Raw genomic sequence first — 19,799 nt, 5'->3', positions numbered from 1 at the left:
TCTCCTTACCAACGAAAACGCAAGCCCTCGAACGGCTTGGGGGCTGCAGGTTGCTCAGCCGCCGGGGCAGCCCCTGGCGCGGGTGCTGTGGGGGTGGCCGGTACGGGGTCGGCCGGCACTTCCTGCAGCTTGGCCAAGCCCAGCTGGGCGCGCAGTTGATCCGGGTTGCCGGTGACCTGGTAGGTGAGCGTCTTGCCATCAGCCAGTTGCAGACGCGGGCCGAACGGCTCGAGCACGCGACTGAGTTCAGCGTAGCGCTGCAGGTTCATGCCCTGCACCTGGACCTGCAAGGCACCGCTGGCACCCGGCCGGGTCACGTAACGCGGCGCCAACCGGTTGCTCACTGCAAGCATGACCGCATCGGCCAAGGCCGCCTGATCGGCGCCTTCGGCGTTGCCTTGCTCGCGCTTGTCACCCAGCCATAGCTGCCATTTGCCCTGCCACTTGCCGTCGGCCTCCTGGGCGTGCACCGCCAGCAAGGCATCGGCGCCGTAACGCTCGGAGACCTCGCGCAGGGGCGCCGGGTCCTTGCCCTCCAACTGCTTGCCGTTGGCCACCAGTTGCTCCTGCAAGTCGGCCAACGGCAGGCGCAGCGGCAGCCCGCGGTGCTGGGCAGCTCGACGCAAAGGCTGCGCGCTGGACTGGCCATCGCCGACCAGACTACTGCCCTCGGCACTTTCGTTCAGCCACCAACCGAGGATCGACGGGCGATTGTTGCCCCACAAGGCCAGACCTGCCTGACGCAGGGCGCGCTCGGTACTGCCGGGGTCGAACTCGACCAGCACCGACTCGGGCGGGCCAGCCTCGGTAGCGACCTGGTTGATGATTTGCTGCGGGTCTTTGCGCAGTCCGGCCAGCGCCGGACTCTGCGCGGCCTTGGGGTCGCCGGTCAGGCGCAATACCAGGGTGTCCAAGGCTTTGCCGGTGGCCTGGGCGCGGGCTTCGGCGCCCTGCCCTTCGATGGGCTCACGCACCTGGTAAAGCCCGGAAACGGTCTCGGCCTGCACGATGGCGCTGGCCAATGCAAGGCAACCGGCTGCCAGAAAATTGAAAGAACGCATGGAGGATTCCTGTCCAGAAGACCAGATGACGGGGCACCGGGTCAGTTTGGGTGCTGGCTGTGACCGCGACAGGGCGACAAATGCTCCCTCTGTGCGGCCCGTTTCACCTCGACGGCGTTTCTATACCTTATACAGCGCCCCGCCTGGCAACCAGTCGCAGACCATGAAAGGATGTTTTTTCATGGATTAGGGCCCTGCCCGTCGGCCTGAGGATGGCCGCTGCCGGGCAACCCTGATAAAATCGCGCGCCTTCACAGACCACTGACGTTTCAGGTAGCCGCCGCACGCTCGCCGGCCTTGGCCGTCACGGTCGTTTTTAAGAATCCCTCCCTCCTAAAGGCCTGGATCAATGAGCAAGCAACCCTCCCTGAGCTACAAAGACGCCGGTGTAGACATCGACGCCGGCGAAGCACTGGTCGAACGCATCAAGGGCGTCGCCAAGCGCACCGCACGTCCTGAAGTCATGGGTGGCCTGGGCGGCTTCGGCGCCCTCTGCGAGATCCCGGCCGGTTACAAGCAACCGGTTCTGGTCTCCGGCACCGATGGCGTCGGCACCAAACTGCGCCTGGCGCTGAACCTGAACAAGCACGACAGCATCGGCCAGGACCTGGTCGCCATGTGCGTGAACGACCTGGTGGTCTGCGGCGCCGAACCGCTGTTCTTCCTCGACTACTATGCCACCGGCAAGCTCAACGTCGACGTGGCCGCCACCGTGGTCACCGGCATCGGTGCCGGCTGCGAACTGGCCGGCTGCTCGCTGGTCGGCGGCGAAACCGCTGAAATGCCCGGCATGTACGAAGGCGAAGACTACGACCTGGCCGGCTTCTGCGTGGGCGTGGTGGAAAAAGCCGAAATCATCGACGGCTCCAAGGTCGCCACTGGCGATGCGCTGATCGCCCTGCCGTCCTCCGGCCCGCACTCCAACGGCTACTCGCTGATCCGCAAGATCCTCGAAGTCTCCGGCACCGACATCGAAAACACCCAGCTCGACGGCAAGCCACTGGCCGACCTGCTGATGGCCCCGACCCGCATCTACGTCAAGCCGCTGCTGCAGCTGATCAAGGAAACCGGCGCGGTCAAGGCCATGGCCCACATCACCGGCGGCGGCCTGCTGGACAACATCCCACGCGTACTGCCGGCTAACGCCCAGGCCGTGATCGACGTGGCCAGCTGGCAGCGTCCGGCAGTGTTCGACTTCCTGCAGGAAAAAGGCAACGTCGATGAGCACGAAATGCACCGCGTGCTGAACTGCGGCGTCGGCATGGTCATCTGCGTGGCTCAGGACCAGGTCGAGAATGCCCTGAACGTCCTGCGCAAGGCCGGCGAGCAACCTTGGGTAATCGGCAAAATCGCCGAAGCCGCCGAAGGCGCTGCCCAGGTCGAGCTGCAGAACCTCAAGGCACACTGATGCCGAGCAAGACCTGCAATGTCGTGGTACTGCTGTCGGGCTCCGGCAGCAACCTGCAAGCCCTGATCGACAGCAGCCGCATCGACGGCAGCCCGGTACGCATCGGCGCGGTGATTTCCAACCGTGCCGATGCCTACGGCCTGCAACGCGCAGCGGCGGCTGGCATCGACACCGCGGTACTGGACCACAAGGGCTTCGACGGCCGTGAAGCCTTCGATGCGGCGCTGATGGCGCGCATCGACAGCTTTGCACCCGACCTGGTGGTTCTGGCCGGCTTCATGCGCATCCTCAGTGGTGATTTCGTGCGCCACTACCAGGGACGCCTGCTCAACATCCACCCGTCGTTGCTGCCCAAGTACAAGGGCTTGCACACTCACCAACGGGCGCTGGAGGCAGGCGACGCGGAGCATGGCTGCAGCGTACACTTCGTCACCGAGGAACTCGATGGCGGCCCTCTGGTCGTACAGGCTGTGGTCCCGGTTGCCTCCGACGACTCCGTCGAGACGTTGGCCCAACGGGTTCACCACCAGGAACACCAGATCTACCCGCTAGCGGTGCACTGGTTCGCCGAAGGTCGCTTGCGCCTGGGCGATCAGGGTGCGTTACTGGATGGCCAGCCGCTGCCGGCCAGCGGTCACTTGATTCGACCCTAGGAGATTTTATGCGTCGCGCCCTGCTCTTGGCTCTCGCCGTGCTCGCCCTGCCCCTCCAGGCAGCTGATCTGAAGCCGTTCTCGGCAAGCTACACCGCAGACTGGAAACAACTGCCTATGAGCGGCACCGCCGAGCGCAGTCTGGTCAAGAATGCCAACGGTACCTGGGACCTTAACTTCAAGGCCTCCATGATGATCGCCAGCCTGACCGAGCAAAGCACCCTGCGCCAGGAAAACGACACCCTGCTACCACAGAAGTACCACTTCGAACGCGGCGGCCTGGGCAAGGCCAAGAAAGTCGACCTGACGTTCGACTGGAACAGCAAGAAAGTCACCGGTAGCGACCGTGGCGATGCGATCAGCCTGCCGCTCAACCGCGGCGTGCTGGACAAATCGTCCTATCAGCTGGCCCTGCAGCATGATGTGGCTGCCGGCAAGAAAAGCATGACCTACCAGGTGGTCGATGGTGACGAGATCGACACCTACGACTTCCGCGTCCTGGGCACCGAGAAAGTCACCACCAAGACCGGCCAGGTCGAGGCGGTGAAAGTCGAGCGCGTGCGCGACCCGAGCCAGAGCAAGCGCATCACCGAGCTGTGGTTCGCCAAGGACTGGGACTACCTGTTGGTACAACTGCGTCAAGTCGAGACCGATGGCAAGGAGTACGTGATCGTGCTGCAAGATGGCACGGTCGATGGCAAGTCGGTGAAGGGTAACTGATTCACCATCGCGAGCAGCACCTCAAGCCCCGCCTGCGTGCGGGGCTTTTTCATGCGTGCGGGGATCCTTCGTGCTACATGAAACTTGTTTCACGCCCGTTTTATTTACTTAGCCTGCTAACAAACTCTATAAAGAAGGCCTGCGACACAGTGCCGCAGCTAACTGAAGAGTGGAGTTTACCGATGACAGTCCAAGTAACCGAACGCGACGAATCGAAAATGTCCCACGAAGGCCTGGCCGCCGGTGTGCGGATCTGGGACGTGTATCAGCAAGGCCAACTGGTTGGCATGTTCCACCATGAACACGAAGCCCATCAATATCGTGCAGAACTGGAAAACCTCGAGAACCAGCGTCCCACACAATGACAGGGTCTTCAAAAAGAAACCCCGCCAAGGCGGGGTTTCTCGTTTACCACATCAGATCGTCAGGGATCTTGTAGGCGGCGTACGGATCGTCTTCGTCCGCTTCCTCGACGTGGGTGTTCAGCAACAGGATGCGGCCAGGATCGCGCTCCTGAATCTTCACCGCCGCTTCCCGCGGGATCACCTCGTAACCACCGCCGAACGACACGATCGCCAGCGAGCCATTGCTCAGCTTGCTGCGCATCAAGGCGTTGACGGCAATGCGCTTGACCTTCTTATCGTCGACGAAGTTGTAGTAGTCCTCGCTGTTGAGCTTGGGCAGGCGCGTGGCTTCGATCAACTGCTTGATCTGCGCGGCCCGGGCTTTTTGCTCGGCCTTTTCCTGCTGTTGACGGTTCAGCTCCTGGTCACGCTTGGCTTTTTCGGCCATCGCTTCCTTGGCCATGCGCTGCTGGCTGTCATCGACTTCGACCTGGCCCTTGTGCTCCAGGCGTTTTTGTTTCTTTTCGGCCTTGTTGGCCTGCGAGACCTGTTTCTGGTTGACCAGACCGGCCTTGAGCAATTGATCGCGAAGGGAAAGACTCATGGATGTTCACTCACTTATGCAGCCGCTCAGCCGCAGCTGGGCAGGTTCTTTTCCTGACGTTTGGCCTCGCCCCACAGGGCGTCCAACTCATCAAGGTTACAATCTTCGATCGGCCGGCCACTGTCGCGCAATGCCTGCTCGATGAAGCGAAAACGCCGCTCGAACTTGCGGTTGGCACGACGCAGGGCATTCTCCGGGTCTTGCTTGAGGTGGCGCGCCAGGTTGACGGCAGCGAACAACAGGTCGCCGACTTCGTCCTCCAGGGCCTGGCCATCGCCGTCAGCCATCGCCTGCAAGACTTCATCCAGCTCCTCGCGGACCTTGTCCAGCACCGGCAAGGCGTCAGGCCAGTCGAAACCGACGGTGGCCGCACGCTTCTGCAGTTTGGCGGCCCGCGACAACGCTGGCAATGCAGCCGGCACATCGTCGAGCAACGACAACTGTTCCGGCTCGCTCTTTTCAGCGCGCTCCTCGGCCTTTATCTCCTCCCAGCGCGACTTGACCTGGGCCTCGCTCAGGCTGGGAGTGTCCAGTGGCGCATACAGCTCACCGGTGGGAAATACGTGGGGGTGGCGGCGGATCAGCTTACGGGTGATGGCATCGACCACGCCATCGAACTCGAAACGCCCCTCCTCCCGTGCCAGCTGGCTGTAATAGACCACCTGGAACAGCAGGTCGCCCAGCTCACCCTGCAGGTGCTCGAAATCGCCTCGCTCGATGGTGTCGGCGACTTCATAGGCCTCTTCGAGGGTGTGCGGGACGATACTGGCGTAGTTCTGCTTCAGGTCCCACGGGCAGCCGTATTGCGGATCGCGCAGGCGGGCCATGAGGTGCAGCAGGTCGTCGAGGGTATAGGTCATTGGTGTTTTCCTGGCCGCAGGCGAAGCCCCGATCGCTGGCAAGCCAGCGCCTACAACTGCAGCGCCAAGGCTGCAGGCGCCGTGTCGCCGGCAAGGGACCGCATGGCGGCCCCTGCTTCGAGTCTCACGGGGTTCGATTACGCCGCGTTTCGATGATGTTCGGCAACTGCGAGATCCGCCCCAACAGGCGACCCAGGGCATCCAACCCAGGAATCTCGATGGTCAGCGACATCAATGCGGTGTTGTCTTCCTTGTTCGAGCGGGTGTTGACCGCCAGTACGTTGATCTTCTCGTTGAGCAGCACCTGCGACACATCCCGCAGCAGGCCCGGACGGTCGTAGGCACGGATGACGATATCGACCGGGTAGGTCTGCACCGGTATCGGTCCCCAGCTGACCTGGATCATCCGCTCCGGCTCACGGCCGGCCAGCTGCAGCACCGACGCGCAGTCCTGACGGTGGATGGTCACACCACGCCCCTGGGTGATGTAGCCGACAATGGCATCGCCCGGCAGCGGTTGGCAGCACCCGGCCATCTGCGTGAGCAGGTTGCCGACACCCTGGATCTGGATGTCGCCACGCTTGCCACTGCGGGTAGCGGGCTTGCGCGAAACCAGGTCGATCTGTTCGATGCGCTCGGGTTCGAGCAACTGCTGGGCAGCGTTGACCAAATGGGCCAGACGCAGGTCGCCGGCCCCAAGGGCGGCAAACATGTCTTCGGCAGTCTTGACGTTGGTCTTCTCGGCCAGGCGCTCGAAATCCACCTGAGGCAGCCCCAGACGACTGAGCTCGCGTTCGAGCAAGGTCTTGCCCGCCGCCACGTTCTGGTCCCGCGCCTGGAGCTTGAACCAGTGCACGATCTTGGCCCGCGCCCGCGAAGTGGTCACATAACCCAGGTTGGAGTTCAACCAGTCACGGCTTGGGTTGCCATGCTTGCTGGTGATGATCTCGACCTGCTCGCCGGTTTGCAGGCTGTAGTTGAGCGGCACGATGCGGCCGTTGATCTTGGCGCCACGGCAGTTATGACCGATCTCGGTGTGCACCCGGTAGGCGAAGTCCAGCGGCGTGGCGCCCTTGGGCAGGTCGATGGCGTGGCCGTCGGGGGTGAATACATAGACCCGGTCGGGTTCGATGTCGACACGCAGCTGTTCGGCCAGGCCGCCGATGTCGCCCAGCTCCTCATGCCACTCGAGCACCTGGCGCAGCCAAGAAATCTTCTCCTCGTAATGGTTGGAGCTGGACTTGACGTCAGTGCCCTTGTACCGCCAGTGGGCGCAGACCCCAAGCTCGGCTTCTTCGTGCATGCCGTGGGTACGGATCTGTACCTCCAGCACCTTGCCTTCTGGGCCGATCACCGCCGTGTGCAACGAGCGGTAGCCGTTCTCCTTGGGGTTGGCGATGTAATCGTCGAACTCTTTGGGAATATGCCGCCACAAGGTATGGACGATACCCAGCGCGGTGTAGCAGTCGCGAACTTCCGGTACCAGCACCCGCACGGCGCGCACGTCGTAGATCTGGCTGAACTCCAGACCCTTGCGCTGCATCTTGCGCCAGATCGAATAGATGTGTTTTGCCCGGCCGCTGATGTCGGCCTTCACGCCGGTGGCGAGCAGCTCGTTCTGCAGTTGGTTCATCACGTCGCTGATGAAGCGCTCGCGGTCCAGCCGGCGCTCGTGCAGGAGCTTGGCAATCTGCTTGTACTGGTCGGGCTCGAGGTAACGGAAGGATAGGTCCTCCAGCTCCCATTTGATGTGACCGATACCCAGGCGATGTGCCAGCGGCGCGTAGATGTCGAACACCTCACGCGCCACGCGCAGGCGTTTTTCGTCGTCGGCGGACTTCACCGCACGAATGGCGCACGTACGCTCGGCCAGCTTGATCAGGGCCACGCGCACATCATCGACCATGGCCACCAGCATCTTGCGCAGGTTCTCGACCTGCGCCTGGGAGCCGAGCACCAGCGACTGGCGCGGGCTGAGGCTGGCGCTGATGGCCGCCATGCGCAACACACCGTCGATCAGCTTGGACACCACCGGGCCAAAACGCTGGCCGACTTCGGCCAAGGTAACCTTGCCTTCACGCACCGAGCGGTAGATGACCGCCGCCACCAGGGAGTCCTGGTCGAGTTTGAGGTCCGCAAGGATTTCGGCAATTTCCAGGCCGGCCTGGAAGCTGGACGTACCGTCGGCCCAGGAATGCTTGGCCGGGTTGCCCTTCTTCTCGATTTCCTGGGCGAACTCGCAGGCCTCCTTGAGCGCCACGCGATCCAACGCCGAATCGACGCTCACCACATGATCCAGCCATGCTTCGAGATTGATACTGCCGTCAGTGTTGACCGGCTGGTGCACTCTCACCTGTACCATCTTTTTTCTACCTTTCCATACAGCGCACCTCGCGGGTGCACTGGCTATCACCGTACGCCTTCCACTCCATGGAAGCCGCACCAAGGGGCCAGCTTGGCTAACCCACTTCGAATAACGCCATGGCCTCGACATGCGCCGTCTGAGGAAACATGTCGAGAATCCCGGCCCTTTTTAACCGGTACCCCTGGCCGACCAGCACCTGGGCGTCTCGCGCCAACGTGGCCGGATTGCACGAAACATAGACCAGCCGCCGTGCCTTGAGGCGTGCGATGTCTTGCACGACCTCGTAGGCACCGTCACGCGGTGGATCCAAGAGTACCGCAGAAAAGCCTTCGGCGGCCCATCCGGCGCCTGCCAAAGGCTGCGATAAATCGGCCTGAAAAAACCGTGCGTTATGCACATTGTTGTTCCGGGCATTGGCCTCGGCCCGATCGACCATGGCCTGTACACCTTCCACTGCCACCACTTCCCGCGCCTGCCGAGCCAGTGGCAAGGCGAAGTTGCCCAGGCCACAGAACAGGTCAAGCACCCGCTCGTCAGCTTGCGGCGCCAGCCAGGCCAGTGCCTGCTCGATCATCGCCGTATTGACCTGGGCATTGACCTGCACGAAGTCCCCCGGCCGCCAGGCAAGCTCGAGCTGCCATGGCTCAAGGACGAACCCCAGTGTCGTAGCGGCCTGCACCGGCGCCGGCTCGCCTTCGCCCTGCAGCCACAGCTGCGCCTTGGCCTCATCGCAGAACGCCTGCAAACGGCTCAGGTCGTCGGCTGGCAACGGTGCCACATGGCGTACCAGCAGCGCCTCGGCGGTGCCACTGAACAACTCCACATGGCCAATGGCCTGGGGTTTGCTCAACGACCGCAGTACGGTCGGCAGGTGGCGCACAATGGACTGCAAAGGCTGTACCAGCACCGCACAGTCGTCGATGGCGACGATGTCCTGGCTGGCTTCGGCGCGGAATCCGACTTCCAGCTGGCGCGTCTTGACGTCCCAGCGCACGGCCACCCGCGCACGACGGCGGTAGCCGAATTCCGGTCCGCTCAGCGGCGCGGCCCATTGCTCGGGCTGCACGCCGGCCACCCGTTGCAGTTGTTCGGCCAGGGTGCGCTGCTTGAGCGCCAACTGCGCCTCATGGGGCAGGTGTTGCAGGTTGCAGCCACCGCAGCGTGCGTAATGGCGGCACGGCGCCTGCCGGCGTTCCGGGCTGGCCTGCAGCACACGTTCAAGACGTGCTTCGACCACCTTGCCGCGGGCATTGAGTACCCGCGCTTCGACCGCTTCCCCGGCCAGGGCGCCACTGACGAACCAGGTCCGCCCGTCATGGAAAGCGATGCCACGGCCGTCACCGGCCAGGCGCTCGATGTCCAGACGCTGCTTCTTGCCCACGGGAACCTGTGGGGTACGGTTGCCGCCGGCCGGCTGGAAGCGCAGGCCGCTGTTGCTTTTTTTCTTGGACATCAGGTTGCGTCGAACAGGCCGGTGGACAGGTAACGGTCACCGCGGTCACAGATGATCGCCACCATCACCGCGTTTTCCAGCTCACGGGACAGGCGCAGCATGGCCGCGACCGCACCACCGGATGACACGCCGCAGAAAATGCCCTCTTCACGGGCAAGGCGGCGGGTGGTTTCCTCGGCTTCTTGCTGGGACATGTCCACCACACGGTCGACGCGGGTCGCATCGAAGATCTTCGGCAGGTACTCCTCAGGCCAGCGGCGAATGCCTGGAATGGCGGAACCTTCCATCGGTTGCAGACCGATGATCTGCACCGCCGGATTCTGTTCCTTGAGGTACTGCGAGCAGCCCATGATGGTACCGGTGGTGCCCATCGAACTGACGAAATGGGTGATGGTGCCTTGGGTCTGCTGCCAGATTTCCGGACCGGTGCTGGTGTAGTGGGCGATAGGGTTGTCGCCGTTGGCGAATTGGTCCAGGACCAGGCCGCGGCCTTCGGCCTGCAATTTCTCGGCGAGGTCGCGGGCACCTTCCATGCCCTCCTCCTTGCTCACCAGGATCAGCTCGGCGCCATAGGCGGTCATCGCGGCCTTGCGCTCGGCGGTGGAATTGTCCGGCATGATCAGGATCATCTTGTAACCCTTGATGGCTGCCGCCATGGCCAGGGCGATACCGGTGTTGCCCGAGGTCGCCTCGATCAGCGTGTCGCCTGGCTTGATCTGGCCGCGCAGTTCGGCGCGGGTGATCATCGACAGGGCCGGACGGTCCTTGACCGAGCCAGCGGGATTGTTGCCTTCGAGCTTGAGCAGGAGGGTATTGCTGGTTTCGCCAGCGATGCGCTGCAGGCGAACCAGAGGCGTATTGCCGACGCAATCGGCGATGGTTGGGTACTGCAAGGTCATGGCGTATTTCACAGTCCGGACGGCAGGGGCGCCTATCATACCGGCAAACCCGGCTTGGCCATATCACGCAATCTGTAGTCGGTATAGCTACAAGCTATAACCCCAGCATTGCTTCGCGGGTGAACCCGCTCACCCGTAGGGGCATTCTATACCTGTCAGCATGATCACCGTGGGAACAACGGTCATCTGACGGTTTCGACCTCATCGCCGGCAAGCCGGCCCCTGCACGAGGATTGAGGTCAATGCGACTCCGCCAGCCGTCGGGATGGGGTTGTCGCCTGCACCGGCAAACGCATGCACAGCCTGAGCCCGCGCTTGCCGTTCTCGGCCCACAAAGTGCCGCCCTGGCGCTGGATCGCACTGCGGGCGATGCTCAACCCCAGGCCGAACCCGCCATCGCCGGGCCGGGAACCCTCGAGCCGGGAAAACGGCGCGAAGATCCGCTCCAGATCCTGTTCGGCAACACCACCGCCGTCGTCTTCCAGCCACAGCCGCCAATGACCGCCTTCGCGCTGGCCACCCAGGCGCACCTGGCCGTTTTCCGGCGAGTGGCGGATGGCATTGCGCAGCATGTTTTCCAGGGCCTGGGCCAAATGATTGAGGTTGCCCTTAACCCAGCAACTGCGGGGCAGTTCGCAATGCATCCGGGCGGCGGCCCAACCGCTTTCATAGCAAGCGTTTTCCACCAGCAGGTCCCACAGTGCCTGAACCTCGATCGGCTCCAGGTTCATCGGGGCACGCTCGGCGTCCTGCCAGGCCAATTGCAGGGTGTCCTCGACCAGCTGCTGCATGCAGTCCACTTCGCGCCCCAATCGTTCCCGCAGGCGCTGCAGGTCGGTTTCACCGTCGCAAGCCACCCGCAAGCGGCTCAGTGGCGTGCGCATTTCATGGGACAGGTCGCGCAGCAACTGTTGCTGCAAGGCCACCGTGCCTTGCAGGCGCTCGGCCATCTGGTCGAACGCACGGGCCAGCTCGCCCAGTTCATCGTGACGGGCGATGGTGCGGGGGTCCAGGCGTGCCGCAAGCTGGTCCGCGCGCCAGGCATTGGCCTGCTCGCGCAGCTGGTTCAACGGCACGATCAGCATGCGATAAAGCCCCACGCACAACAGCAGGGTGAACAGACCAGGCATGATGCCGTTGGTCACGACCTGCCACAGCAAGCGGTACTTGCCAGGGTTCAGCCGCTCCGGCAGCTCGATCACCAGCATGCCCTGCTCGGGCGCGCCGGGGAATGGGATGCGCAACCAGGGCTGGTCGACACTGCGCCGGCTCATGGGCCAGTCGACGCCGCGCAAGCGGGTCAGGCGCTGCATGATATCGGGGGTCAGGGTGGCGCTGTCCAGCGGTTGCAGGCGCGTGTCGAGCACGCCAATCCAACCTTGCTCACGTTGCCGCATCTGCGCCACCCAAAGGTCCAGCCCGGCACGGCCTGCGCTTCGCCAGGCCTGCTCGGCTTCCGACGCATAGCCACGCAGCGTTTGGCGGGCGGGCTCTGAGAGAAACGCGTTCTGGGTTTCCATGTGACGGCCCCAGGTGTAGCTCAGGCCAATCATCAGCAAACAGAAACCCACCAACAGGATGACCAGCTTCCAGAACAGCGAATGGCGGTCGAGCATGGCTCAGTCCATCTCACCGACGCTGAGCACGTATCCCTTGCCCCAGACCGTGCGAATTTGCCGTTCCAGGTAACCAATGCCCTTGAGCTTGCGGCGGATCTGGCTCACGTGCATGTCCAGGCTGCGGTCATGGCGCGAGTAACCGCGCTGCAGCACTTGCTGATAAAGGAAAGGCTTGCTGAGCACCTCGTCCTGGTTGCGATTGAGCAGGTCGAGCAGGCGGTATTCACTTGGGGTAAGCCCGGCCCACTGACCGCCCAGGCTGACATCGCTACGGCTATCGTCGAACTGCAGCCCGCTTCCGGCCATCTCCTGGCGCGGCGGGTGACGACGCTCCAGGGCCACGCGGCGCAGGATCGCCTCGATGCGCACCTGTAGCTCGGCCATGCTGAAGGGTTTGGGCAGGTAGTCGTCGGCACCGCGCTGAAAACCGCTGATGCGGTCGGCTTCGGCCCCCAGTGCCGACATCAGGATGACCGGCGTGGTGCTGCGCCGGCGCAACTGGGCCAAGGCTTCCAGACCGTTGAGCCCAGGTAGCAGGATGTCCATCAGCACCACGTCGAAGGCCTGGCGACCCGCAGTTTCCAGACCTTCCAGCCCGTTACGGCACCAGGTCACCTGAAAGCCGCCGCGCTGCAGCTCTTCATGCAGGTAGGCGCCTAATACCGGGTCATCCTCGATGGCGAGGATGCTGGATGATTGAATAGCTTCGGGATTCATTGGCAACTGTCATGCATTCTCAATTAGACGATTATTGAGCATCGACTCCCCGCAAGGCAACCGAACAACGACCAACGCGCTGCGCCGGCGCACGAAAAGCCAAGCTAATGAGTGCATTCATCGGGCAGGCAGAGTAACTTTTCGCCTTGGTCCGTCCCTCTGGGGACGGCATGCAGGCACATGACAGGAGGCAAGTGTGCTCGATCGTTTGGGAATCAGAAGCCGGGTCTTGCTGCTGGCCTTGTTGCCCGCCAGCCTGATGGCCCTGGTGCTGGGCAGTTATTTCACCTGGCTGCAGCAAAGTGAGTTGCGCTCCCAGTTGCTCCAGCGCGGCAAGATGATCGCCGAACAACTGGCACCGCTGGCCGCGCCAGCGTTGGCCAGAGACACGCCTGCGCAACTGGAACGGATCGCTGCCCAGACACTGGAACAAGCCGATGTACGCGCCGTGGCGTTCCTGGCTCCGGACCGCACGCGCCTGGCTCATGCTGGGCCAAGCATGCTCAATCAGGCGCCCAGCGGTGGCACTGGCACCCAGTTGTTGCAACGCAGCGGCAATGACGCCACCCGCTACCTGATGCCAGTATTCGGCCATCACCGCGACCTGGCCACCGATGCCGTGCCCGCCGAAGCCGAGCGCCTGCTGGGCTGGGTCGAGATCGAGCTGTCCCATGACGGCACCCTGTTGCGCGGCTATCGTAACCTGTTCACCAGCCTGCTGTTGATCCTCGCCTGCCTGGCCCTGAGCGGCCTGCTGGCGATGCGCATGAGCCGCACCATCAACAACCCGATCGAGCGCATCAAGCATGCGGTCAACCAACTCAAGGACGGCCACCTGGACGAACGCCTGCCGGCGATGGGCAGCCACGAGCTGGACGAGCTGGCGCACGGCATCAACCGCATGGCCGAGACCCTGCACAGCGCCCACGAAGAACTGCAGCACAGCATCGACCAGGCCACCGAAGACGTGCGCCAGAACCTCGAGACCATCGAGATCCAGAACATCGAGCTGGACATGGCCCGCAAGGAAGCACTCGAAGCCAGCCGCATCAAGTCCGAGTTCCTGGCCAACATGAGCCACGAAATCCGCACGCCGCTCAACGGTATCCTCGGTTTCACCCACCTGTTGCAAAAGAGTGAACTGTCCCCGCGCCAGCTGGATTACCTGGGCACCATCGAAAAATCAGCCGACAACCTGCTGGGTATCATCAACGAGATCCTCGACTTCTCCAAGATCGAGGCTGGCAAGCTGGTGCTCGACAGCATTCCTTTCAACCTGCGCGACCTGGTCCAGGACACGTTGACCATCCTCGCTCCGGCGGCCCATGCCAAGCAGCTCGAACTGCTCAGCCTAATCTACCGCGATACGCCCACCTCACTGATCGGCGACCCGCTGCGGCTCAAGCAGATTCTGACCAATCTGGTAAGCAATGCGATCAAGTTCACCCGCGAAGGTACCATCGTCGTACGCGCCATGCTTGAGGACGAGCACGAGGACAGCGCGCAACTGCGCATCAGCGTGCAGGACACCGGCATCGGCCTGTCACCGCAAGATGTGCGCACGCTGTTCCAGGCCTTCAGCCAGGCCGACAACTCGTTGGCACGCCAACCCGGAGGCACCGGCCTTGGGCTGGTGATTTCCAAGCGCCTGATCGAGCAGATGGGCGGCGAGATCGGTGTCGACAGCACTCCGGGCGAGGGCTCGCAATTCTGGATCAGCCTGAGCCTGCCCAAGGCCCACGACGACATGGAAGAGCGGCCGCTGCAACCGCTGCTGGGACGCCGGGCCGCCATTGTCGACAGCCACGAACTGGCCCGCCAGGCGCTTGAGCACCAGTTGGAAGATTGCGGATTGAGCGTCAGCCTGTTCGCCACCTACGACCAGTTGTTGCAAGGTGTACAGGCCGCCCACCAGGCGGGCCAGCCATTCGAGTTCGCCGTGCTGGGTGCCAACCTGGGCAACCTCTCGCCAGAGCAGTTGGGCCATTACCATCAAGCGTTCGAGCGCTGTCAGTGCCAGTGCGTTGTGCTGTGCCCCACCACCGAGCAGGCGCTGTACCACCCGTACCTGCCCAATGGCCACGGCCAGTTGCTGTCCAAGCCAACCTGCACGCGCAAGCTGCGACGGCTGCTGCTGGAGCTGGTGCAGCCACGTCGCCCGCAGAGTGAAACAGCAGCGGGCAATGGCCATCGCCAGCCGAAAATCCTGTGCGTCGACGACAACGCAGCCAACCTGCTGTTGGTGAAAACCCTGCTCGAAGGCCTTGGGGCCGAGGTGCTGGCGGTGGACAACGGTTATACCGCGGTGCAGGCCGTGCAGACCGAACCGTTCGACCTGGTGCTGATGGACGTGCAGATGCCTGGCATGGACGGTCGCGCCTGTACCGAACAGATCCGCCTGTGGGAAAACACCCAGAGCGGCAACCCGCTGCCCATCGTCGCCCTCACCGCCCACGCCATGGCCAACGAAAAGCGCGCCCTGTTGCACAGCGGCATGGACGACTACCTGACCAAGCCGATCAGCGAACGCCAATTGGCCCAGGTGGTGATGAAGTGGACCGGCATGAGCCTGGGCACACCACCGCGGGAGCGGCCGGACGAGCCACAGGACGAGAACCGGGAGCTGCCGGTGCTGGACCCCGAGGAAGGTTTGCGCCTGGCGGCTGGCAAGCCCGACCTTGCCGCCGACATGCTGGCAATGTTGCTAGCCTCGCTGGAAGACGACCGCGAAGCGATCCGCGCGGCGCGAGAGGCCGAGGATCAGTTGGCGCTGATCGAACAGGTGCACCGGCTCAACGGCGCCTCGCGCTATTGCGGGGTGCCGCAGTTGCGGGCGGCGTGCCAGCGCAGCGAGACCCTGCTCAAGCAGGACCACCCACAGGCGGAGCAGGCATTGGACGAGCTGGATGGGGCGATCATCCGCCTGGCGGCCCAGGCGCGGCTCAGCGCCTGAGTGGTTCGGGGATGGGGTTTGGCGACGGGGTTGTGGCGTTTTTGAGAGCGAGCGCCGCCCACGCGGCGCATCGCGAGCAAGGCTCGCTCCTACGTTTGTTTCAGGCCAATGAATCCTGTGGGCTTTGCGCGCGACCGTTTTCGGATTGTACAAACCAGGCGGTCGCGCGCGTCCGGCACAGACATAATTGGCCCTAAACAAACGTAGGAGCGAGCCTTGCTCGCGATGCGCCGCGTGGGCGGCGCTCAATCTACCCAACACCCGAGAAACCAAGCAAACGCTCACAAAGGACGCCAACCATGCGCGCACTGTTGTTCAGCAGCCAGCACTACGACCAGGAAAGCTTCACCCAGGCCGCCGCTGAAACGGCCCTGGACCTGAACTTCCGATCTGCCCGACTGACCCTCGACACCGCCCCGCTCGCACAAGGTTTCGAAGTGGTCTGTGCCTTCATCAACGACGAACTCGACGCGCGGGTACTGGAGCGCCTGGCCGCTGGCGGCACCCGCCTGATCGCCCTGCGTTCGGCTGGCTACAACCATGTCGACCTGACCGCCGCCCAACGCCTGGGCCTGACCGTGGTGAGGGTACCGGCCTATTCACCACACGCCGTGGCCGAGCATGCCGTGGCCCTGGTATTGGCGCTCAACCGCCGCCTGCACCGGGCCTACAACCGCACCCGCGAAGGCGATTTCACCCTGCATGGCCTGACTGGCTTCGACCTGTACGGCAAGACCGTCGGCGTGGTGGGCACCGGACAGATCGGCACCGCCTTTGCCCGCATCATGGCCGGGTTCGGTTGCCAACTGCTGGCCTACGACCCTTTCCCCAATCCCGAACTGCAGGCTCTGGGCGCACGCTACATGGCGCTGCCCGATCTGTTGAAACAAGCGCGAATCATCAGCCTTCACTGCCCGCTGACGGAGCAAACCAAACACCTGATCAATGCCCAAAGCCTCGCCCAACTGCAACCCGGCGCGATGCTGATCAACACCGGTCGCGGCGCCCTGGTCGACACCCCTGCGCTGATCGACGCACTCAAGCGCGGCCAGCTTGGCTACCTGGGGCTTGATGTCTATGAAGAGGAAGCACAGCTGTTCTTCGAAGACCGTTCCGACCAGCCGCTGCAGGACGATGTGCTGGCACGCTTGCTGACCTTCCCTAACGTGATCGTCACCGCGCACCAGGCGTTTCTGACCCGCGAAGCGCTGGACGCCATCGCCGCGACCACCCTGGAAAATATCATCCGCTGGGCGGCAGGCAATCCGCAGAATCTGGTCTCGGGTTGATGCTAGGATACGCGGCATTTCTGGAGGACCCATGGTCGAACACGATTTCCGCTACACCCTTTTCAATCCGCAACACACCCTGATCGAATGCCGCGCCCTGGTGCCGGGCCGTTACCAGGTCACTGGCAACGGCGGTTCGATGCACAAGGATGACGTTCTGCTGGTCACCCTCAAAGGCAGCAAGGACCTGTCCATGCGCCTGACCGTGGAAAGCGTGCGCCACCTGATCAATCCGCGCGGCCAATGGGTCGCCGTGGCCAGCGGCCCGGTGTTCAATGAGCTGGAGATCCTCACTTGGCAGGTCGCCTGCGATCACTGCGACGCCGTGCTGGACTTCGAGTTCGCCGTGGACGCCAAGCTGGGCAAGAAAGCCCGTCAACCGGCGGCCAGCGCCCGCATCGCAGAGCTGGGTTGGGCCAGCCGTGGCGACAAGCACCTGTGCCCGCGTTGCCAGGAGAGCGCCGAGTGAAGAATCTGCTGACCGGCGCGCTGATTGCCACCGGCCTGCTCGGCTGTGCCACCGAACCTTCGCAGCTGCAGCAGGAGCGCAGTTATGTGCTGGAGTGGATCGGTGAACGCCCGCTGATCGACTACAGCCACCTGACCCTGACCTTGGCCAGCGACGGCCGTGCCTATGGCAACGCAGGCTGCAACCACTGGTTCGCACCCTATACCCTCGATGGCCAGCAACTGCGCTTTGGCAAGGTCGGCAAGACCCGCAAACTATGCGCGCCCGCATTGATGGAGCAGGAAAAACGTTTCCTGCAGGCTCTGGAGACGGTGCAACGCTGGGATGTATCGCCCATCGAACAGATGCGTTTCTGGCCGGCCGAGGGCAAGCCGCTGCGTTTCTGGCCTGAGGAAGGTTGATGGCAACACCCGCCCTATCGCCAGCCAACCGGCGATAGGGCGGGCACTGGCCTGCATCAAGCGCCCTTGAGCGCCTTGATCTTGGCCTGCAACCCTTCGAGGGTCTGCTCGCCCATCAATTGCTCACGCACCTTGCCCTTGTCGTCGATGATGTAGGTCACCGGCAACGCCTCGCTACGCGGCAGGTCATAACGTTCGGCTGGGTCCTGGGCCAGCACGGTGAAAGCGATGCCGAGCGTCTCGGCGGCCTGCTTCAGGTCCTGCCCCTGCAAGCCATCGAAGTTGACGCCCACCACCTTGATACCCTCGCTCGCCCATTGCTTGGCCGCGGCGTTGAGCTCTGGAATTTCGGTCCGGCACGGACCACACCACTCCGCCCAGTAATTGAGCACCACCCAGTGCCCGTCGATCTGCTCGGCCTTCACCATCTTGCCATTTTGGTCCACGCCGTAGTCGGCACCGCAACCACCGAGCAACAGGCTCGCGGTGATGGCCAGTACTGCTGCCAAACGCCTTGCCATGGGTCAATCCTTCTCGAAGTTTCAAGCAAATGGGTCAGTCGCTGCGGTTAGAATAGCTGCCACACCCCGCTGGATGCGAACCAACATGACTGACTTGACGCTCTATCATAACCCGCGCTGCTCAAAATCCCGCGGCGCCTTGGAACTGCTCGAAGCACGAGGCTTCGCGCCAACCATCGTTCGCTACCTGGAAACACCGCCGGATGCCGCTACCCTCAAGGCACTGCTGGGCAAGCTGGGCATCGCCCCGCGCCAATTGCTGCGTACTGGCGAGGAGGAGTACAAGGCCCTTGACCTGGCCAACCAGGCACTCACCGATGCCCAGTTGATCGACGCGATGGTCCAGCACCCGAAATTGATCGAGCGCCCGATTCTGGTCGCCGGTGACAAAGCCGTGGTCGGCCGGCCACCCGAGAAAGTCCTGGAGATTCTGCCGTGAGTGAACCCTACGTTCTGGTGCTGTATTACAGCCGTCATGGCTCGACCAGCGAGATGGCCCGACATGTCGCGCGCGGTGTCGAAATGGCCGGCATGGAGGCGCGCCTGCGCACCGTACCGGCGATCTCCACCGAATGCGAGGCTGTGGCCCCAGACATCCCGGCCAGCGGCGCACTGTACGCCACCCTGGACGATCTGCGCCATTGCGCCGGCCTGGTGCTGGGCAGCCCGACCCGTTTCGGCAACATGGCCGCACCGCTGAAGTACTTCCTCGACGGCACCAGCAGCCTGTGGCTGGGCGGAGAACTGGTCGGCAAACCGGCCGGCGTGTTCACCTCCACCGCCAGCCTGCATGGCGGCCAGGAAACCACACTGTTGTCGATGATGCTGCCGCTGATGCACCACGGCATGCTGGTGATGGGCCTGCCCTACAGTGAGTCGGCGCTGCTCGAGACCCGCGGAGGCGGCACGCCATATGGCGCCAGCCACCATGCCGGTGCCGATGGCAAGCGCGAACTGGACGAGCACGAGATCGCCCTGTGCCGAGCCCTTGGCCAACGCCTGGCGACCACTGCCAAGGCCCTGGAGGCCGCGCGTGGCTAAAAAACCCAAGGTTCTGCCGCCACTGGCCTGGCTGGAGCCTCGCCTGCGCTTGACGCGGGCGCTGAGCCTGGCGTTTTTCCTTGGCCTGATCACGCTGTTGGCGGTGAACAATTTGTTCTTCGCCAACCTGCACGGGGCGCGGGTCGGGGTGATTCTGGCCATCGAACTGGTTCCCCTGCTGTTGCTGCTGCCGGGCATGCTGAAGGGCAGTGCCCGGGCGCATGCCTGGACCTGCTTCGTGGTGAACCTCTATTTCATCAAAGGGGTGCTGGCAGCGTTCGACCCAGCCCGAGCGCTGTTTGGCTGGGTCGAGGTGCTGGTGAGCCTGGGGTTGTTCGTCAGCGGCCTGCTGTTTGTACGCTGGAAGTTCCAGCATGAGCGGCGCCTTGCTGGCGAAGGGAGCTGAATTTCAGGGGCCGCCGT

At 63.4% G+C, this 19,799-nt stretch carries 20 protein-coding genes; 11 read left to right on the top strand and 9 right to left on the bottom strand.

What is annotated here, in order from left to right:
• Positions 1 to 5 precede the first annotated feature (5 nt).
• Entirely contained in the window at positions 6 to 1,061 is a 1,056-nt protein-coding gene (locus VXM67_RS08130; RefSeq protein WP_367237587.1) for a DUF2066 domain-containing protein, read from the bottom strand.
• Between the two features lie 349 nt (positions 1,062 to 1,410).
• On the opposite strand from VXM67_RS08130, the gene purM reads away from it, so the two are divergent.
• The 4 genes from purM (at position 1,411) to VXM67_RS08110 (ending at position 4,206) form a co-directional block, all read left to right on the top strand.
• Positions 1,411 to 2,469 carry a phosphoribosylformylglycinamidine cyclo-ligase gene (gene purM, locus VXM67_RS08125; RefSeq protein ID WP_023379162.1) on the top strand — a complete coding sequence of 353 codons (1,059 nt, stop codon included), beginning with the start codon at positions 1,411 to 1,413 and terminating at the stop codon, positions 2,467 to 2,469.
• The gene (gene purN, locus VXM67_RS08120) at positions 2,469 to 3,122 is read left to right on the top strand and encodes a phosphoribosylglycinamide formyltransferase (RefSeq protein WP_027906900.1); all 654 of its coding nucleotides are present in this window, start codon (positions 2,469 to 2,471) and stop codon (positions 3,120 to 3,122) included. Before purM ends, purN begins: the two co-directional genes overlap by 1 nt.
• A gap of 8 nt (positions 3,123 to 3,130) precedes the next feature.
• On the top strand, positions 3,131 to 3,841 hold the full coding sequence (locus VXM67_RS08115) for a DUF3108 domain-containing protein (protein WP_023379160.1): 711 nt from the start codon (positions 3,131 to 3,133) through the stop codon (positions 3,839 to 3,841).
• Positions 3,842 to 4,023: 182 nt separating this feature from the next.
• The gene (locus tag VXM67_RS08110; protein ID WP_023379159.1) at positions 4,024 to 4,206 is read left to right on the top strand and encodes a hypothetical protein; all 183 of its coding nucleotides are present in this window, start codon (positions 4,024 to 4,026) and stop codon (positions 4,204 to 4,206) included.
• Positions 4,207 to 4,249: 43 nt separating this feature from the next.
• On the opposite strand, the gene VXM67_RS08105 is transcribed toward VXM67_RS08110, so the two are convergent.
• From VXM67_RS08105 to VXM67_RS08075, 7 genes are all read right to left on the bottom strand, one after another.
• Positions 4,250 to 4,789: a DUF2058 domain-containing protein gene (locus VXM67_RS08105; RefSeq protein ID WP_023379158.1), complete on the bottom strand. Its 540-nt coding sequence runs from the start codon at positions 4,787 to 4,789 to the stop codon at positions 4,250 to 4,252.
• Between the two features lie 26 nt (positions 4,790 to 4,815).
• A complete protein-coding gene (mazG, locus tag VXM67_RS08100) occupies positions 4,816 to 5,649 on the bottom strand; it encodes a nucleoside triphosphate pyrophosphohydrolase (RefSeq protein WP_023379157.1) in 834 nt (277 codons plus the stop codon).
• Between the two features lie 124 nt (positions 5,650 to 5,773).
• Positions 5,774 to 8,011, bottom strand: a complete 2,238-nt coding sequence (gene relA / locus VXM67_RS08095) for a GTP diphosphokinase (protein WP_023379156.1) — start codon at positions 8,009 to 8,011, stop codon at positions 5,774 to 5,776.
• A 97-nt stretch (positions 8,012 to 8,108) separates the two neighbouring features.
• Positions 8,109 to 9,467 (bottom strand): 23S rRNA (uracil(1939)-C(5))-methyltransferase RlmD, encoded by a 1,359-nt coding sequence (rlmD, locus tag VXM67_RS08090; protein ID WP_027906901.1) that lies wholly within the window; start codon positions 9,465 to 9,467, stop codon positions 8,109 to 8,111.
• Entirely contained in the window at positions 9,467 to 10,366 is a 900-nt protein-coding gene (gene cysM, locus VXM67_RS08085) for a cysteine synthase CysM (RefSeq protein WP_027906902.1), read from the bottom strand. Before cysM ends, rlmD begins: the two co-directional genes overlap by 1 nt.
• Before the next feature lie 239 nt (positions 10,367 to 10,605).
• On the bottom strand, positions 10,606 to 11,982 hold the full coding sequence (locus VXM67_RS08080) for a histidine kinase sensor domain-containing protein (protein ID WP_367237586.1): 1,377 nt from the start codon (positions 11,980 to 11,982) through the stop codon (positions 10,606 to 10,608).
• 3 nt (positions 11,983 to 11,985) lie between these two features.
• Positions 11,986 to 12,702: a response regulator transcription factor gene (locus VXM67_RS08075; RefSeq protein ID WP_023379152.1), complete on the bottom strand. Its 717-nt coding sequence runs from the start codon at positions 12,700 to 12,702 to the stop codon at positions 11,986 to 11,988.
• A 196-nt stretch (positions 12,703 to 12,898) separates the two neighbouring features.
• Between VXM67_RS08075 and VXM67_RS08070 the strand changes: the two genes are divergently transcribed.
• The 4 genes from VXM67_RS08070 (at position 12,899) to VXM67_RS08055 (ending at position 17,814) form a co-directional block, all read left to right on the top strand.
• A complete protein-coding gene (locus VXM67_RS08070) occupies positions 12,899 to 15,655 on the top strand; it encodes a response regulator (RefSeq protein WP_041925442.1) in 2,757 nt (918 codons plus the stop codon).
• Positions 15,656 to 15,954: 299 nt separating this feature from the next.
• Positions 15,955 to 16,944, top strand: coding sequence for a 2-hydroxyacid dehydrogenase (locus tag VXM67_RS08065; protein WP_367237585.1), 990 nt, complete (start codon positions 15,955 to 15,957; stop codon positions 16,942 to 16,944).
• A gap of 31 nt (positions 16,945 to 16,975) precedes the next feature.
• Positions 16,976 to 17,413, top strand: a complete 438-nt coding sequence (locus VXM67_RS08060; protein WP_023379147.1) for a hypothetical protein — start codon at positions 16,976 to 16,978, stop codon at positions 17,411 to 17,413.
• A complete protein-coding gene (locus VXM67_RS08055; protein WP_023379145.1) occupies positions 17,410 to 17,814 on the top strand; it encodes an META domain-containing protein in 405 nt (134 codons plus the stop codon). Before VXM67_RS08060 ends, VXM67_RS08055 begins: the two co-directional genes overlap by 4 nt.
• A gap of 56 nt (positions 17,815 to 17,870) precedes the next feature.
• Here VXM67_RS08055 and VXM67_RS08050 read toward each other — a convergent pair whose 3' ends face one another.
• A complete protein-coding gene (locus tag VXM67_RS08050; protein ID WP_023379143.1) occupies positions 17,871 to 18,335 on the bottom strand; it encodes a TlpA disulfide reductase family protein in 465 nt (154 codons plus the stop codon).
• An 85-nt stretch (positions 18,336 to 18,420) separates the two neighbouring features.
• On the opposite strand from VXM67_RS08050, the gene arsC reads away from it, so the two are divergent.
• From arsC to VXM67_RS08035, 3 genes are read left to right on the top strand one after another with little or no spacing between them, the layout of a single operon-like run.
• The gene (arsC, locus tag VXM67_RS08045; protein ID WP_023379141.1) at positions 18,421 to 18,774 is read left to right on the top strand and encodes an arsenate reductase (glutaredoxin); all 354 of its coding nucleotides are present in this window, start codon (positions 18,421 to 18,423) and stop codon (positions 18,772 to 18,774) included.
• Positions 18,771 to 19,376 carry an NAD(P)H:quinone oxidoreductase gene (wrbA, locus tag VXM67_RS08040; protein WP_023379139.1) on the top strand — a complete coding sequence of 202 codons (606 nt, stop codon included), beginning with the start codon at positions 18,771 to 18,773 and terminating at the stop codon, positions 19,374 to 19,376. The genes arsC and wrbA overlap by 4 nt, the downstream gene beginning before the upstream one ends.
• The gene (locus VXM67_RS08035) at positions 19,369 to 19,782 is read left to right on the top strand and encodes a DUF2069 domain-containing protein (RefSeq protein ID WP_023379138.1); all 414 of its coding nucleotides are present in this window, start codon (positions 19,369 to 19,371) and stop codon (positions 19,780 to 19,782) included. Before wrbA ends, VXM67_RS08035 begins: the two co-directional genes overlap by 8 nt.
• Positions 19,783 to 19,799: the final 17 nt, after the last annotated feature.

This window comes from Pseudomonas sp. Rh2, assembly GCF_040762985.1.
Classification (GTDB): domain Bacteria; phylum Pseudomonadota; class Gammaproteobacteria; order Pseudomonadales; family Pseudomonadaceae; genus Aquipseudomonas; species Aquipseudomonas taiwanensis.
This window is presented reverse-complemented; position numbering and strand designations above follow the sequence as displayed.

Coding starts and splice junctions, on each gene's coding strand:
- VXM67_RS08130 (WP_367237587.1), bottom strand. CDS start 1,061: ATGCGTTCTTTCAATTTTCTGGCAGCCGGTTGCCTTGCATTGGCCAGC.
- purM (WP_023379162.1), top strand. CDS start 1,411: ATGAGCAAGCAACCCTCCCTGAGCTACAAAGACGCCGGTGTAGACATC.
- purN (WP_027906900.1), top strand. CDS start 2,469: ATGCCGAGCAAGACCTGCAATGTCGTGGTACTGCTGTCGGGCTCCGGC.
- VXM67_RS08115 (WP_023379160.1), top strand. CDS start 3,131: ATGCGTCGCGCCCTGCTCTTGGCTCTCGCCGTGCTCGCCCTGCCCCTC.
- VXM67_RS08110 (WP_023379159.1), top strand. CDS start 4,024: ATGACAGTCCAAGTAACCGAACGCGACGAATCGAAAATGTCCCACGAA.
- VXM67_RS08105 (WP_023379158.1), bottom strand. CDS start 4,789: ATGAGTCTTTCCCTTCGCGATCAATTGCTCAAGGCCGGTCTGGTCAAC.
- mazG (WP_023379157.1), bottom strand. CDS start 5,649: ATGACCTATACCCTCGACGACCTGCTGCACCTCATGGCCCGCCTGCGC.
- relA (WP_023379156.1), bottom strand. CDS start 8,011: ATGGTACAGGTGAGAGTGCACCAGCCGGTCAACACTGACGGCAGTATC.
- rlmD (WP_027906901.1), bottom strand. CDS start 9,467: ATGTCCAAGAAAAAAAGCAACAGCGGCCTGCGCTTCCAGCCGGCCGGC.
- cysM (WP_027906902.1), bottom strand. CDS start 10,366: ATGACCTTGCAGTACCCAACCATCGCCGATTGCGTCGGCAATACGCCT.
- VXM67_RS08080 (WP_367237586.1), bottom strand. CDS start 11,982: ATGCTCGACCGCCATTCGCTGTTCTGGAAGCTGGTCATCCTGTTGGTG.
- VXM67_RS08075 (WP_023379152.1), bottom strand. CDS start 12,702: ATGAATCCCGAAGCTATTCAATCATCCAGCATCCTCGCCATCGAGGAT.
- VXM67_RS08065 (WP_367237585.1), top strand. CDS start 15,955: ATGCGCGCACTGTTGTTCAGCAGCCAGCACTACGACCAGGAAAGCTTC.
- VXM67_RS08060 (WP_023379147.1), top strand. CDS start 16,976: ATGGTCGAACACGATTTCCGCTACACCCTTTTCAATCCGCAACACACC.
- VXM67_RS08050 (WP_023379143.1), bottom strand. CDS start 18,335: ATGGCAAGGCGTTTGGCAGCAGTACTGGCCATCACCGCGAGCCTGTTG.
- arsC (WP_023379141.1), top strand. CDS start 18,421: ATGACTGACTTGACGCTCTATCATAACCCGCGCTGCTCAAAATCCCGC.